General features: G+C 49.2%; 12 protein-coding genes. 8 read left to right on the top strand and 4 right to left on the bottom strand.

All coding sequences use genetic code 11. The features are described from left to right. The first annotated feature begins 111 nt into the window (after positions 1-111). On the top strand, positions 112-2,388 hold the full coding sequence (gene ptsP, locus ACO6UY_RS19710; protein ID WP_422449748.1) for a phosphoenolpyruvate--protein phosphotransferase: 2,277 nt from the start codon (positions 112-114) through the stop codon (positions 2,386-2,388). 221 nt (positions 2,389-2,609) lie between these two features. Here ptsP and ACO6UY_RS19705 read toward each other — a convergent pair whose 3' ends face one another. Beyond that, complete coding sequence (locus ACO6UY_RS19705) at positions 2,610-3,734, bottom strand: PilT/PilU family type 4a pilus ATPase (protein ID WP_422449747.1); 1,125 nt, start codon at positions 3,732-3,734, stop codon at positions 2,610-2,612. Between the two features lie 230 nt (positions 3,735-3,964). Further along, the gene (locus ACO6UY_RS19700) at positions 3,965-4,999 is read right to left on the bottom strand and encodes a type IV pilus twitching motility protein PilT (protein WP_209200609.1); all 1,035 of its coding nucleotides are present in this window, start codon (positions 4,997-4,999) and stop codon (positions 3,965-3,967) included. 101 nt (positions 5,000-5,100) lie between these two features. Here ACO6UY_RS19700 and ACO6UY_RS19695 point away from each other — a divergent pair, with 101 nt between their 5' ends. The 4 genes from ACO6UY_RS19695 (at position 5,101) to ACO6UY_RS19680 (ending at position 9,911) form a co-directional block, all read left to right on the top strand. After that, positions 5,101-5,847: a YggS family pyridoxal phosphate-dependent enzyme gene (locus ACO6UY_RS19695; protein ID WP_422490953.1), complete on the top strand. Its 747-nt coding sequence runs from the start codon at positions 5,101-5,103 to the stop codon at positions 5,845-5,847. Beyond that, positions 5,844-6,665: a pyrroline-5-carboxylate reductase gene (gene proC / locus ACO6UY_RS19690; RefSeq protein ID WP_422449746.1), complete on the top strand. Its 822-nt coding sequence runs from the start codon at positions 5,844-5,846 to the stop codon at positions 6,663-6,665. Before ACO6UY_RS19695 ends, proC begins: the two co-directional genes overlap by 4 nt. Positions 6,666-6,746: 81 nt before the next feature. Then, entirely contained in the window at positions 6,747-7,301 is a 555-nt protein-coding gene (locus ACO6UY_RS19685; RefSeq protein WP_269675866.1) for a YggT family protein, read from the top strand. 135 nt (positions 7,302-7,436) lie between these two features. Continuing rightward, on the top strand, positions 7,437-9,911 hold the full coding sequence (locus ACO6UY_RS19680; protein ID WP_422490951.1) for a hypothetical protein: 2,475 nt from the start codon (positions 7,437-7,439) through the stop codon (positions 9,909-9,911). A gap of 31 nt (positions 9,912-9,942) precedes the next feature. On the opposite strand, the gene ACO6UY_RS19675 is transcribed toward ACO6UY_RS19680, so the two are convergent. After that, positions 9,943-10,200, bottom strand: a complete 258-nt coding sequence (locus tag ACO6UY_RS19675; RefSeq protein WP_422490955.1) for a hypothetical protein — start codon at positions 10,198-10,200, stop codon at positions 9,943-9,945. Here ACO6UY_RS19675 and ACO6UY_RS19670 point away from each other — a divergent pair. The 3 genes from ACO6UY_RS19670 (at position 10,082) to ACO6UY_RS19660 (ending at position 14,070) form a co-directional block, all read left to right on the top strand. Then, positions 10,082-11,581 (top strand): serpin family protein, encoded by a 1,500-nt coding sequence (locus tag ACO6UY_RS19670; protein WP_422449743.1) that lies wholly within the window; start codon positions 10,082-10,084, stop codon positions 11,579-11,581. The genes ACO6UY_RS19675 and ACO6UY_RS19670 overlap by 119 nt on opposite strands. Positions 11,582-11,590: 9 nt before the next feature. Continuing rightward, positions 11,591-11,749, top strand: coding sequence for a hypothetical protein (locus ACO6UY_RS19665; RefSeq protein ID WP_422490949.1), 159 nt, complete (start codon positions 11,591-11,593; stop codon positions 11,747-11,749). 221 nt (positions 11,750-11,970) lie between these two features. Next, on the top strand, positions 11,971-14,070 hold the full coding sequence (locus ACO6UY_RS19660; protein WP_422490947.1) for a serpin family protein: 2,100 nt from the start codon (positions 11,971-11,973) through the stop codon (positions 14,068-14,070). Between the two features lie 64 nt (positions 14,071-14,134). On the opposite strand, the gene aceF is transcribed toward ACO6UY_RS19660, so the two are convergent. Then, complete coding sequence (aceF, locus tag ACO6UY_RS19655; protein WP_422490945.1) at positions 14,135-16,084, bottom strand: dihydrolipoyllysine-residue acetyltransferase; 1,950 nt, start codon at positions 16,082-16,084, stop codon at positions 14,135-14,137. Positions 16,085-16,108: the final 24 nt, after the last annotated feature.

Genomic DNA, 16,108 nt, shown 5'->3' with positions numbered 1-16,108 from the left:
ATAGCTACGGCTATGCTCCCTACGTTGCGCCTTGCATAGCAACTGCCCACTTAGCCAGAAATATACGATTCCATTTGGCCAACTACTTATCAGACCGGATACGTGATAGACATGCTAAACACCCTGCGCAATATCATACAGGAAGTCAGTTCTGCCTCTGATCTACAGGTGGCACTGCAGATTATTGTGCAGCGGGTTCGTGGTGCCATGAACACCGAGGTGTGCTCGGTCTATCTATACGATTCTGAGAGCACCTCTTATACGCTGATGGCTTCAGAGGGTTTGAACCCTTCCGCGGTCGGACAGGTGACTCTCTTTCATTCTGAAGGTCTTGTTGGGCAGGTGGGGCTGCGGGAAGAGCCCATAAACCTCGAAGATGCCGCTTCTCACCCGAAATTTCACTATATCCGTGAAACCGGAGAAGAGCGATTCACCTCTTTTCTCGGTGTCCCCATTATCCATCACCGTAATACGCTGGGTGTGCTGGTGGTTCAGCAGGTTGAGCAGCGACGTTTTGATGAACATGAAGAAGCGTTTCTGGTCACCATGTCGGCCCAATTGGCAGGGGTTATTGCCCATGCCCAGGCAACCGGCTCGATCAATAATGTCTCCACGCCCACCCGCACAAAACGAATTGCTCGCTTTCAGGGGAGTGCCGGTGCCACAGGGGTAGCCATTGGTGAGGCGGTGGTGATTACGCCTCCGGCCGATCTTGGTGCAGTACCTGAGCGTACCTGCAAGGATATAGATCTGGAACTCACCTTGCTGGACGATGCGCTGGCTGCGGTGCGAAAAGAGATGAAAGACACCGCTGAACGACTGTCTGACCGCTTACCTGCCGAGGAACATGCACTCTTTGATGTTTATCTGAGAATGCTCGATGACCGGGCCCTTGGGCAGGAGATAAGAGAGCGGATTCGGGGTGGATCCTGGGCACAGGGTGCCTTAAGACAGGTGATCGAAGAGCATATCCGCAATTTCGAAATGATGGACGATCATTATCTCCGTGAACGGGCTGCCGACGTCAGGGACCTGGGGCGCAGAGTACTTTCTCATCTCCAGCAGGGAGAGCATGCGAGGGTTGAATACCCGGCGAATACCATTCTGATCAGTGAGGAGCTTTCTCCGGTTATGCTGGGCGAGGTGCCACAGGAGTCACTGGCGGGTCTGGTTTCCAAGCAAGGCTCCAGTAATTCCCATGTGGCTATTCTTGCCCGCGCTTTAGGCGTGCCTACCGTCATGGGGGTGGTTGATCTGCCTTTCCATAAGCTGTCCGGTAAAAAGCTGATTGTGGATGGTAATCTTGGCCTGATTTACTCATCTCCGGCCCAGGAGTTGCTGGATTATTACACCGAAGTGCTGGAAGAGGAAAATCAGTTCAGTAAGGGGTTGGAAGCCATCAGAGATCTGCCCTGTGAGACCCCGGATAATTACCGTATTCCGCTCTGGGTCAACACCGGACTGATGACCGATACCATCCGCTCACTGGACAGAGGGGCTGAAGGCGTTGGTCTGTATCGGACTGAAGTCCCTTTTATGGTTCGGGATCGCTTCCCCAGTGAATCCGAACAGGAAAAGATTTACCGACACCAGCTTGAAGCCTTTGCGCCACGCCCCGTGACCATGAGAACCCTGGATATTGGCGGGGATAAGTCGCTGAGTTATTTCCCTATCAAGGAAGATAACCCTTTCCTTGGCTGGCGGGGGATTCGGGTAACACTGGATCATCCGGAAATCTTTCTGGTGCAGGTCCGGGCCATGTTGAAAGCCAGCGTGGGGCTGGATAATCTCCGGATTATGTTGCCAATGGTATCCAGTATTTTTGAAGTCGAGGAAGCGCAACACCTGATTCACCGGGCCCATGCGGAAGTGCTTGCTGAAGGCCTGCCAGTCTCCATGCCACCGGTGGGTGTGATGGTGGAAGTGCCCGCTGCCGTTTATATGGTCAAGGACCTTGCACAACGTGTCGACTTTCTTTCCATCGGATCAAATGACCTTATTCAATACCTGCTGGCCGTAGACCGCAACAACCCCCGGGTATCTGACCTTTATCACTCCTTTCACCCCGCCGTACTGCATGCCTTGCAGAAAGTTGCGGACGATGCCCATCAGGAAGGAAAGACCGTCAGTATCTGCGGTGAAATGGCGGGTGACCCTGCTGCAGCGGTACTGTTAATGGCCATGGGCTTCGATATGCTGTCGATGAGTGCCGTGAATCTGTTAAAAGTAAAATGGGTGTTAAGGCGCATCGGTATGGATCGTGCAAAAATGATATTGTCGGATTTAATGAAGCACGACAATGCGCAGGTGATTCGCAGCTCCCTGGAACTTGCCCTGTGTAAAGAAGGCATGGGCAAGGTTCTCGGGATCAAGAGTCGGCGTTTCTAGGAGGCTGACCGAGAATAGCGCCCGTCTAGGCGACCCCGTAGCGAGGATGGCAGAAAATTGAGGATAAAAAGTCGGAAATTTTTAGCGAATAGTGGTTCTATTTGCTAAAAATTTCCGGCTTTTTAGACCAATTTGCTGCCACCGCACGACTGCATGGATGCAGGAGCTAGAGCAACGCAGGAGCAGTTACCGCGTAGGGCAGTCTATTCTCGGTCAGCCTCCTAGGCTTCTTCCATCTGCAAGGTCAATTTACCGGAACGCTGGGTAAGATAACTCTCATCCACCTCTGAACCCAGCTTAATCATCAGACGCAAGTCGTTTGCAGAATCAGCATGCCGGATGGCGTCTTCATAGCTGACCTCACCAAGGTTGTAGAGATCAAATAATGCCTGATCGAAAGTCTGCATGCCCAGCTCCCGGGATTTTTTCATTAACTCTTTCAGTGCATGAACATCACCTTTGCGAATCATATCCTGGGCCAGGGGGGTATTCAGTAACACTTCTATGGCCGGAAGCCGCCCTGTGCCATCCAGAGAAGGAACCAGCTGCTGGGCGACAATGCCCTTCAGATTCAGGGAAAGATCCATCCACACCTGGTGATGATGTTCCGGAGGGAAAAAGTGAAGAATGCGATCCAATGCCTGGTTGGCATTATTGGCATGCAGCGTTGCCAGGCACAGATGGCCGGTTTCTGCGAAGTTCAGGGCATATTGCATGGTATCCTGACTGCGAATTTCACCAATCATAATGACATCAGGAGCCTGACGCAGGGTATTTTTCAGCGCGACTTCATAAGACTTGGTATCAATCCCCACTTCCCGCTGGGTTACAATGCACCTTTTGTGTTGATGGATAAATTCAATGGGGTCTTCAATGCTGATGATATGACCTGTGTCGTTTTCATTACGATAGCCAAGCATCGCCGCCAGGGTTGTCGACTTCCCCGTGCTGGTAGCGCCCACCAGGATAACCAGCCCTCGTTTGACCATGGTCAGGTCTTTCAGGATAGGTGGAAGTTTCAACTGTTCAAAACCGGGTATTTTCTCTTCAATTCGGCGCAAAACCATCCCTGACTGGTTTCTCTGCTGAAAAGCACTGACCCGGAACCGGCCAATACCCATTTTGGCAATGGCAAAGTTACACTCATGCTTCAGCTCAAACTCCAGGCGCTGCTTCTCATCCATTACCCCAAGCACAAAATCTTTTGCTTCTGCGGCCGTCAACGGTGTCTTGTTGACAGGTATCAAACGTCCGTCAAGCTTGACACTGGGAGGATAGCCGGCAGTGATAAACAGATCCGATGCTTTTTTTACGGCAACCAGTTTTAATAATTTTTCAATATCCATTTATCATCACATTGACGTTAAAAGACAGCCCGGTGCTCACTCCCGGCAAACGGTGATCTGAAAGACCTAGGAGCCTGCCCGAGAATAGACTGCCCTACTGCGGTGGCAGCAAATTGGTCTAAAAATTCCGTTTTGTTCGGCAAATAGCCCCGCTATTCACCTCACAAAACGGAATTTTTATCCTCAATTTTCTGCCATCCTCGCTACGGGCGCTATTCTCGGACAGGCTCCTAGAATGCGTCACGGTCCTTGGCCTTTTCACGGGCCACATCACGAGAGATCAGTCCCTTTTTCATCAGGTTCGTCAGGCACTGATCCAGTGTTTGCATGCCAAGTCCACCGCCGGTCTGAATGGCCGAGTACATCTGGGCAACTTTATCTTCGCGAATCAGGTTTCGAATACCTGCCGTGCCAAGCATAATCTCATGGGCAGCTACCCGGCCTCCACCGTTTTTCTTCAAAAGTGTTTGCGAGATCACAGCCTGGAGTGATTCCGAGAGCATTGAACGCACCATGGACTTCTCTTCCGCCGGAAATACATCGACGATACGGTCAATGGTTTTTGCCGCCGAGGTGGTGTGCAACGTACCGAACACCAGGTGACCGGTTTCCGCAGCGGTCATCGCCAGACGAATCGTTTCCAGGTCACGCATCTCACCAACCAGAATAATATCGGGATCTTCACGCAACGCAGAGCGCAGGGCATTGCTGAAGCTATGAGTATCCCGATGCACTTCCCGCTGGTTAACCAGACACTTTTTCGGGGTGTGGATAAATTCAATGGGGTCTTCGATGGTCAGGATATGCTGATATTTGGTGTCGTTAATGTAATCCATCATGGCCGCCAGCGTGGTGCTCTTGCCAGAGCCGGTAGGGCCAGTCACCAGCACTAACCCCCGGGGTTTATCCGCAATGGTTTTAAATACCTGTCCCATGCCCAGGTCATCCATGGTCAGTACTTTACTGGGAATAGCCCGGAACACCGCCCCCGCTCCCCGGTTTTGATTGAAAGCATTGACACGGAAACGGGCAACGCCCGGTACTTCAAACGAGAAGTCCGCTTCCAGGTGCTCTTCCAGATCTTTACGCTGTTTGTCGTTCATGATGTCATAGATCAAACCATGAACTTCTTTCTGCTCCATGGGCGGCAGATTGATACGGCGAACATCACCGTCGATTCGAATAATTGGCGGAAGTCCTGCCGACAGATGCAGATCCGAAGCCCCCTGTTTATAGCTGAACGCCAATAGCTCAGTAATATCCATTTATTATCCCCCTTACACCAGGAAGCAGGTAAACTATGAGATTGTCAGGGAATAGCGCTATTCCCGGACAATCTTCCTGCCAATTTATTATTTACCCGGTAATGTACAACCTGATGACCTTATTACAAAACCGATTTCAACGGGTTTATGACCGAATTCATCAAGCTGAGCAAGCCTGCAATCGCAACGGGCAAGTGCAACTGCTGGCAGTCAGCAAAACCAAACCTGCCTCTATGGTGCGTGAAGCATGGCATCTGGGTCAAAAGCATTTTGGCGAAAACTACCTTCAGGAAGCCCTGGGCAAAATGGATGAGCTCAGTGACCTTGCGGATATCCACTGGCATTTCATCGGTCCCATCCAGTCCAACAAAACCCGGGATATCAGCAGCCACTTTGACTGGGTTCACAGTGTTGACCGGCTGAAAATCGCGCAAAGGCTGAATGATCAACGTCCCCGGGAGCTCCCCCCGTTAAATATTTGCCTGCAAGTGAATATCAGCGGCGAAGCGTCAAAAGCCGGGATCAGCCTGCATGAGCTGCCAGCGCTGGTACCCTCCATTGCCCGTTTACCCCACCTGAAGCTGCGTGGTCTGATGGCTATTCCCGCCCCGGAAACAGACCCTGACCGACAGCGCGAGCCTTTCCGGGCACTGACCAATGCGTTACATTCCCTGAATACCGAGTTCTCACTGACGATGGACACCCTGTCCATGGGCATGACGGATGATCTTGAGGCAGCGATTCAGGAAGGTTCAACCATGGTTCGAATTGGTACTGCACTGTTTGGCTCCAGAACCTCTGCTCAGCCCTTTTCTCCACAAGCGCCTGAAAGGGACAGCAACGCATGAATGAATCAACCATTGCTTTTATCGGTGCTGGCAATATGGCCAGCAGTATTATCGGTGGCCTGATCAATAATGGCTGGCCAACCTACCAGTTGATTGCTTCCGCCAGAACGGCAGAAACATTGTCCGATATCCGTGAAAAATTTAATATTGCCACCACCGTGGATAACCACCAGGCCGTCAGCCAGGCGGACATCATTATGCTTTGTGTGAAGCCACAGGTGATGAAAGCGGTTCTGACCGACTTAAGCCCGTCCATAAAACCGGATGCCCTGGTTATCTCCGTCGCTGCCGGCATTACCATGGAAAGTCTGCAGAACTGGGGAGGCGAGCACCTTTCGATCGTGCGCAGCATGCCAAACACACCTTCTGCGCTGCAATGCGGTGCCAGCGGTTTGTTTGCTAACAAAAACGTCAGTACTGCCCAAAAAGCGCTGACCGATGATATTTTTAATGCCATTGGTATTGCCAGATGGGTCGACCATGAGTCGTTAATTGATGCGGTCATTGCCGTTTCCGGCAGTGGCCCGGCCTACTATTTCCTGCTGATGGAAATTATGGAACAGGTCGGTGTTCGCCTTGGCCTTGATACAGAAACCTCAAGACAGCTGACCCTGCAAACGGCCCTGGGGGCTGCCAGGATGGCAACGGAAAGTGATGTTGATGTCGCCGAGCTTCGTCGTCGCATTACCTCTCCCAACGGAACCACGGAACAGGCCATAAAAACGTTTCAGGAACAGGGGTTGCCTGAGCTGGTGGCACAGGCGATGAATGCTGCCGTCAACCGGTCGATAGAACTGGCAGAAACGCTGCAAGACTGATTCTGTTGACGGGCGATGGAAAGCGGTAATATGCGCAAAGATTATTAAATTATTTTGACCAAAGGGTAACCAATACACTCTATGTCTGCACTTTCTTCGAGTCTCAGCTTCCTGATCCAGACCCTGGGCGGTTTGTATATCATGGCTGTGTTGATTCGCTTCCTGCTTCAGCTGGTTCGAGCCGACTTCTATAACCCGATTTCTCAAGCTATCGTGAAAGCCACATCGCCACTGCTCAACCCCATCCGCAAGATAATTCCCGGTTATGGCGGTGTGGACATGGCCTCTCTGGTTCTGGCGCTGATACTTCAGATCGCACTGCTTTATGTACTGCTGTTGATAGGCGGTTTCTCTCCGGCAACCATTCCTTTCCCCAGTGTCCTGATCAGCAGCCTGATTAAACTGGGCATCGAGTTTCTGAATATTTATATGTTCAGTCTGATCATTATCGCCATTGCCAGCTGGGTAGCGCCGAACAGCTATAACCCGGGACTGATGCTGCTGTTCCAGATTACCGAGCCACTCACCAGCCGTATACGCAAAGTGATCCCACCCCTTGGCGGGCTGGATTTTTCCCTGATGGTTCTGGTGATCATTATTATTACCCTGAAGAATTTTCTGGGTGCCCTGGCCTGACCCTGCCAATCTGAACACTGGCGCTGATCTCTGGATTAGCGCTTGTCTCCCCCTCCATTTCAGATTCTTTAAACTGTCTTCTTTCCGTCGATATTAAGGCTACCCCCAAACAACTGTGAGGCAGCTGAAAGGATCATGGAACAGGCCATTGAGTACATGCTTCGAAAGTTAATATGGCCGAAAGCAAGGTTAACTGGCAGAACAACCAGACAATGGTTTGCATCAGCTGCCTGTATTTTAAGCCTCAGCAGTACTTTCTCTTCGGCAAGTGATGAAAACCTGCTGCTGAGTGAAGCGGAATCCCCCCCCTTTATCCACACCTTCCTGCAGTCCGACTTTAAGAATGGATCTGAGCTGATCATCAGCGGTAATAATGGCTCAGACAAACAGCAAATCCTGATTGTGCGGATTGATAATGAAAGCTCCGCAGATTACCGGTCCAGGGTCAACCAGGAGTTCACGCTCTCACCCGGTCCGTTTACAGTGGTACTGCCCCTCTCAGGGCTGAAAACATCCGGCGGACAAGCCTTTAAACAGCCATACACCAAACTGTTTGTGTTCAGTGCCGATATGTGGGCGGGCATCGAGCTGGAAAAAATCCATATCAGCTCCGCCGCCAGTCTGCCCGAAAACACCCTGGCGCTGGACTTTGGTTCAGGCGACAGTGCGGCTTTCCCCGGCTTTGAATCCATTGGCAAAAACAGCTCATACCTGAAGGGCAAAATCACCGAACGGGTTCGCACTTCCGGTGATGCACTGATTCGGGATGGTATTGCCGGGGTTACCAGCCTGAAGATTCCCTGGTCTGATGGATTATGGAAACTCAGCCTGTGGACACAGGATCAAGGGGAATGGGAATACCTGCCTCACTTTCTTAAACGGCAAATCATCGCCAATGGCACCACCATCCTTGATGAGAAGTTTACCCAAGAGCAGTGGATCAATGACGTTTATCTGGCTGGCAGGAAAAAAGAAGGCGGTATCGATGGGGACTTGTGGGCGTTGGTTGGTGAACGCCGAAGTCACTTTATCAGCAAAAACATTGGTGTCATCAACGGGATGCTGACTATCGATCTGACCGGTGACTATGACGCCAGATACCTGGCAGCTCTGGTTCTGGAACCTATTAAAGGTACCTTTGCCCAGGCCACCCAGAAAAAACGACGGGAACGCCTGCTAAATCAATGGCCTGTAGCGACAGAGCCATACACCCCGCCAGACTCACTGTCACTGGCAGATATCAGCCAGCAGGTAAAAGATGATGACACTTTTTATCTGGCAGCCAGAAACAGCCTGCTGAACCTGACCTTTGAAATAGCCAGCCCGATGGATGATGTTGCACCTGCGGTTGTAGTCTCCCCGCCCACATCGTCGGATGGAGAGCCCTTAACCGTCATCACCCGCTATGGGCACTGGCGCTATGAAAGACCAACACCCAATGCCACGTCACTGATACTGGATGACAGCTATCTCCGTGCCGATATGGCAAGCCTTCGTCTCTCCAGCAAAAGGCCCAGACGTCTCTATGTTCAGGTGGAAGTTCCCGCTGAAGCACGTGCTGGCGACTACGCTGGTATGATTCAGCTGTTCAGCGGCGGTGAACTGCGGTTGCTGCATTATAAAGTACGGGTACTTCCGACCGTGCTGCCAGAACTGGAAACCCCTGTAGGCCTCTATCTGGAACCGCCACCTTACTATCAGTGGTTCAAGGCACTGGCAGGACAGAGTGCCAATGCCACCTCCTGCGATCTTTCCCTGCTGGCTTCCCACGGTTTCAGCACGGTTGCCCCGGCATTGGCAACACCTGGCACCGAGACCGGACGACAGACGTTTATTCAGCAACTGCAACAACTAATGCGCTTTGGCTTCAACGGCAAGATTCTGGCTTACGCACCGCTGAAACGCCTGTTAAGTCAGAAGGGCGAAACAGAGGCAATAGCGGACTTAAAACAGCTGCAACAGTTATCAGAGAACCAGAATCTCCCTGACATTTACTGGTCAATTTTTGACGAGCCCGCCAATGATCACTTTTCGCAAATAAAGAACACCGCCAGAGTGCTAACCGATAACGCTCTGCCATTGAAAACGGCTGGCCATTTGAACCATGACCATCAGGCTGAACTTGCCGAAGTAACGGATCTTCTCCTGATCAACCACGGCACCGAAGTGACCGAAGAAAATATTGACGATTGGCAGGAAAACAGCACGGTCTGGCTATACAACATGCCCAAACCCCGGTTAGCAGCTGGCCTGTATCTCTGGCGATCCGGTGCTGAGGGCTATTTACAATGGCATGGCCGTATGCCGACTGCCGACCCATTTGATCCCATCGATGGTCGGGAGGGGGATGTTATGTATATCTACCCATCTGCCAGCCGGTGTCCGGAAGTTCTGGACATTCATCGCCGTTTTCTTGATTTGCATGAAGCGACCCTTGATCTGCGTTGGTTACAGTGGCTTGAGGGCATATCCCACAAACAAACAGAAGCCCAACAGCTTCTGGCGGAACTTCGGGCAGAGATACCGCCACAATGGGAACGGGCGGCATTAATAACAGAGGTACAGCGGATGGCAATACGTGACCGGATACTGTCAATCATCAGTAAGTAGTTAACCAAATGAAATCGTATTTTCTGACTCATTAATGATTATCAAATGGAGAGAATATTATGGGACCGATATCGTCAGGCCCAACACGATCAGTGCCATTGGAGCCATTAACTCCCCCGGACACATCCTCCCGGAGCGATTTATCGGCCTCTGATATCGTTGAAAAACTGATGGATACCGTATCGTTTGCGATCCTGAGTATTACCGACAAAAAAAGCAGGGTAGTGTCTTCTGCCAGCCTGGCACCGGTTCTGGGCATGGTTCTGGCCTGTATGAAAGATAACGCCAAGAAGGAATTGCTCCTGAAAATCCCCCCGGGCTCGTTAACTGAAGAGCTGGAGATGGAAATCCATCAAAAGCTTGGTGAATTCAGCAAAGACCGACCTTATGATGAAACTGGCAAGATCATCTCTGCCGCTAACTTTGTTGGTACAGCCTCTATTACCACGGATCAGTATCTTGACCGGATACTGTCTGAATGTTATCAAACCCAAACGTTGGAAATTGATAAAGAGAACGTAGCGGACGCCGCAGATACTTTTGTTAAAAAGAAAACCAAAGGAAAAATCACACAGTTATTTGATGATCTTACTGAATTTGAGCGGAACCAGATTTCATTGGTATTAGGTAATGTAATGGAAATCCGGGGTGTCTGGAGGGAAGCTTTTCCCCTGAATAGTAAGGCTTCGAGCCGTTTTCTGTGTGCAGATGGAACTATGAAAAGCGTCAGGAAGATGCGTATAAAAGAAGATTTACACTTTGCTGGCAATAAAGTGTTTACTGCCATTGCCAAAGATTTCCGATCGGAAAATGGGGAAGATCTTAAATTGGTCGCGATAACACCGAACAAGACCAGTGCGACAGCGATTAACAAACTTGATTCTGAAACCATTAACCATCTGATTGGCAAATTGGATGAAAATAAAACGGAGATTACGCTGGATCTTCCAGTTATAGAAGTTAAGAAAGGTGGTGATACTGAACTACTGGAAAAAATTACAGATGCCCTGGGAACATCCATAACCGCTCAGGATTTGTCCAGGTTAAACCCATCACCCACTTATAATCTGCGGATGGTGCAGAAAATCAAAGTATCCGTTGACGAACAGGGTGCTGACAGCACAATTGCCACTGCTGCAACAGCGGCTTCAAGGGGGGGCGAAAACACCTTTAATATTGACTGCCCCAGCTATATAGCCATTGTAGGCAGCAAAGGTAATCGGTTGCTTGAGATGGTCATTAAGGATGACAGCTTTTTGGTGCCTGATGGTTCGCCTGTGATCACTATCCCTGAAGGTTGGAAAGATGTTGATCCGTGGCATGATGATCAGTCGGATTATGATGATGACGTTAATACCTCTACATTAAACAGGTTATCAACTCCTGAACCTTTTCAAGCTGTTAATGATGTGAGTACATTAATACAACATGGGCTTAACCCGAGTGGAGAGCTGAATATTTCCAGCGTTAAGTTATTTTATGATTATGAGTTATCTATCACTGTTGATACTGTGGATACCGCAAATAAGGTTAGACAAAAAGTATTTGAATTAATTGATGAAGAAGAACATAAAAACTTTGTTGACGTTTGGGAGAGATTAGAACCTGTTAAAGTAAAGGTTACATTCAAGGCTTGGAAAGCACTGCGTGATAAGTTACTTCGTGAATAAATAAATACAATGCAAAACCGGAGATTAATCACCTCCGGATTTATTAACAAAAGTCTCAAAGAAGCCATTGCCGATATCGGTCAACAATTCACCCTGCATGAAATTTGCGATTGGTATGCTCAGCTTGTGCATGTGGTGCTGGCGCAGGGCTCTGGGGACCGAGAATAGACCAAAGATTGTGACCGTCCAGGGAACTATTATCCACACAAAATGTCTTAATAATATCCAGGTCGGCAACTCTGAATATCCATTTATCAGATCAATACTGTAAATCATTACAGTTTTCCGTCACTTGCGGCTGATTAACAAGACAATCCCTTGCCACAAAGCATGGAGGCAGCGAGTTTGTCCTCGCTAAATAATTTTTATCAAGCATTGGAGAGAATACTATGGATGCCATACCTTTTGACCCAGGGATGTCAGCGTTATTCCAGAGAACAAATCTGCCAGACACAGCGTCCCCGGCCACTTTATCGGCCTCTGATATTGTTAAAACAATGGTGGATAAATTATCCCTTGAACTCTTGGACATTAAAGGCAATAAAAGTAAGGCACTCTCTCTTGTCAGCCTGCTTCAGGCTCTGGGCATGGCTCTGTTGAGTATGACAGACGACACCATCGTGGCATCGGCTCTTGGCATCTCCCCGGGTTCCTTAACTCAAGACCTGAAAGATAAGATTCATACAGAACTCGGTAAATGTGCCGTAAAACACTCTAACGATCCTGACTCTGATCAGTCAATCCGTATCACTAACTTTATTGGGTCTACCTTTTGCTACGATAATGAGCAGTATGAACAGTCACTGTCAAAATATTATAAAACCAAAAAGCTGGACAATAATAACAACGGCAAGAACCTTGCCGACACCATAGATTCTTTTGTTCATGATAAGACCGAAGGAGAAATTGATACGGTTTTTGGTCATCTTACTGAATCTCAGCGGCACAAAGTTGAAGCGGCTTTAGGCAGTGTGATGAATTTCCAGATTGACTGGGATGAAAGATTTTCTGAAGATGACACGGAAAAGGGGCTATTTCAGTGTGCAGATGGAACTTTTATTAATAACGTCCTTATGATGTGTAAAACTGAAGTTCTTAACGTGGCTACTGACGGAAACTTTGCGGCCATTGCCAAAGAATTCCGATCTGCAAATGGAGAAGATCTTAAATTAGTGGCGATAAAACCACGCAAAAGCAGTGCGACAGCAATTAACAACCTGAATTCTGAAACGATTAATCATCTGATTGACAAGCTAAAAAATGTTGAAATGGAGGTTGAGCTAAAACTACCCAAAATTGACATAACGAACAGTTGTAATACTGAGTTACTGGATAAAATTAATCAGGTATTAGGAACCTCCATAAAAGCACAGGATTTATCAAAGTTAGGTACACAGTCGGATGATCAACTGCACATAGTTCAGAAGATCAAGGCATCCATTAATGAAAAGGGTGCCCGTGGTTCCATTGCCACTGCAGCAGTAGATATAGGTAGGTCATTATTTATAGACCCAATTTGCTTTGATTTTAACTGTCCTGGCTACATTGCCATTGTGGACAGGGAAGGTAATCGGTTGCTTGAGCTGGTCATTAAAGATGGCCAATTTTTGGTCCATGATGGTCCACCCATGGTCACAGACGCTGAAAACTGTAACTCTTATAATCAGAAATTTTTTAAAATAGATGACTTATCTGATGACGAAGATAATACACCTGATAATAAATGCTCCGAATACCAAGCTGATAATAAATGCTCCGAATACCAAACTTATAATAAATGCTCCGAATACCAAGCTGATAATAAATGGTCCGAATACCAAGCTGATAATAAATGGTCCGAATACCAAGGATTAGCCACTCAAGTTGTGCCGTCATATGATACAGTTTTACCTCTGCTTGGTAATAACATCGAATTATCAGATACCAAAGACTATGAAACCAGATTGTTACCACAAGACAATAGGCAGTTACAAAAAGACCTGAAAACCAGTATTGAATCCCCTACAGCCTCTGTAGCTTCTCAAAAGGTACTGGAAAAAGCAGAACCAGCCTCGCAGCAGCCTGGTGTTTCCCGGGAACAAAGTCCTGTGAAAACGCCTTCACCAGCAGAAAATGAGAAGTTACCAGCCTCTGCAATAGATAACTCTTCAAAGCATTTATCTACTGGCCACACACCCTCTACAATAGATGAGTTTTCAGAGCTTTTATCTGCTAACCCTTTGAAAATTTTTGATGTGAGTACTTTAATAAAAAACAATTTTAAACCGAATGAGGATTTCAACATTAAAAGCGCTGAGGCAGGTAGATCCTCGTTAACAATCAAGGTTAAACATGAGAAAAACGCCATTAAGATTCGAGAAAGAATATTAGAATCAATTGGAGAAAAACATAGTCGTAATGTTAAGATTTGGGAAAATTTTGATCCTGTACACGTAGATGTTATGTTTGATGCCTGGAAAGCACTCCAAAATCATTTATCTTCTTCATAACTTCAAAGAAATACAATGTTGAATCCGGAGATTAATCACCTCCGGATTTTTATTAACCAAAGTCTCAAAGAAGCAGCTTGCGAATATCGGTCAACAATTCACCCAGCATTGTCGTGAAACGTGCTGCATCCGCACCGTTGATGGCTCTGTGATCATAAGACAGTGACAACGGTAACATCAGCTTCGGATCGAAGTCCTGGCCATTCCACACGGGCTTCATGGCGGCCCTGGACAGACCAAGAATGGCGACTTCTGGCGCATTGACGATCGGAGTAAACGCCGTGCCACCGATAGAACCCAGGCTGGAGATGGTAAAGCAGCCACCCTGCATTTCATCAGGCTTCAGCTTCTTGTCACGGGCCTTACCGGCCAACTCGATACATTCAACCGACAGTTCCCACAGGCTCTTCTGATCGACGTTTCTGATCACTGGCACCAGCAAACCGTCTGGGGTATCAACCGCGACTCCAATGTTGATGTACTTCTTGTAGATCAGCATTTCGCCATCAGGGCTAAGGGAAGCACAGAACTGTGGCAGCTCTTTCAACACGTAAGCAACGGCTTTCAGAATAAACGGCAGTGGTGTCAGTTTGGTACCACGGGCCTCGGCCATGGCTTTCTGAGCCTTGCGGAACGCTTCCAGTTCAGTAATGTCACACTCATCAAACTGGGTAACGTGTGGCACATTCAGCCAGGAACGCTGGAAGTTCTGAGCCGCCACTTTACGCAGCCGATTCAGGGCAACCTTCTCGATCTCACCCCACTTGCTGAAGTCGATCTCTGGCATGGCTGGAATACCCAGACCAGTAGAAGCACCTTGTCCTGAAAGTGCCTTTTCACTGAGGCGCATCTTCACGTACTTTTGTACGTCTTCTTTCAGAATGCGACGACGTGGACCACTACCGGTCACTTCAGCAAGATCAACACCGAACTCACGGGCCAGTTTGCGCACCGCAGGACCTGCATGGAATTTGCGGTTGGTACGCTCAAGTTCCACAGGGTGCGCTTCTGCATGTGGGGGTGGTGCTGATGGTGCGCGGGATGGAGCCTCCTGCTGCGGTGGCACAGTGGCAGGTGCAGCGGCTGCAGGCGCTGGCTGGCTGACAACCGATGCTGCTGCGCCACCAGACACTTCAATATCCAGAATCAGGTCACCCTGGCTAAGGGTATCGCCTTCTTTGACCATGATGGCTTTCACAACACCGGCAAACGGTGCAGGCACTTCCATGGTCGCCTTGTCAGATTCCAGTACGATCAGTGACGCTTCTTCTTCAATCTGATCGCCAACGCTGACACAGACCTCAATCACGGGAACGTTCTCAGCACCAATATCAGGTACTGTTACTTTCTCCATGCGCGGTCCAGACTGAGGCTCGGGTGCAGCTGGCACAACAGCGGCAGGCTCTGGAGCTGCAGCTGGAACCGGCGCAGGCGTTACAGCGACATCACCGCTGCCATTGACTTCAACGTCAATCACCAGATCACCCTGACTCAGGGCGTCACCTTCCTTGACATGAATGGCGGTCACCACCCCTGCTACCGGGGAAGGCACTTCCATGGTCGCTTTGTCGGACTCCAGGACAATCAATGAGTCTTCCAGGGCAACGGTGTCGCCAACCTTCACACTCACCTCAATAACCGGCACATTTTCAGCACCGATATCGGGTACATGCACCGACTCAGTCCGGGAGCCACCAGCCGCTTCAACCACCGGGGCTGCCGACACGGGGGCTTCTGCTGGCGGTCCTCTGTCCGCTATGGGCTCGACAACCTCAGATGCTGCTGCAGCCATCTTAATCATCGGAGCACCTTCGCTGACATTGTCACCCATATTCAGCAGCACTTCTGTCACCACGCCATCCCTTGGTGCCGGGACTTCCATGGTGGCCTTGTCAGACTCCAGAACAACCAGGGAGTCTTCGGCCGATACCGTATCACCGGGCTGGACGCAGATTTCGATGACTTCTGCCTCACCACTGCCGATATCCGGAACTTTGATGATTTCGTCACTCATTCCTCATACCTTCTCTTCAGTTCC

Origin of the sequence: Endozoicomonas sp. ALE010, assembly GCF_049310165.1 — a bacterium.
Classification (GTDB): domain Bacteria; phylum Pseudomonadota; class Gammaproteobacteria; order Pseudomonadales; family Endozoicomonadaceae; genus Endozoicomonas.
The sequence above is the reverse complement of the archived record's forward strand: the minus strand, read 5'-3'. Positions and strand labels throughout refer to the sequence as shown.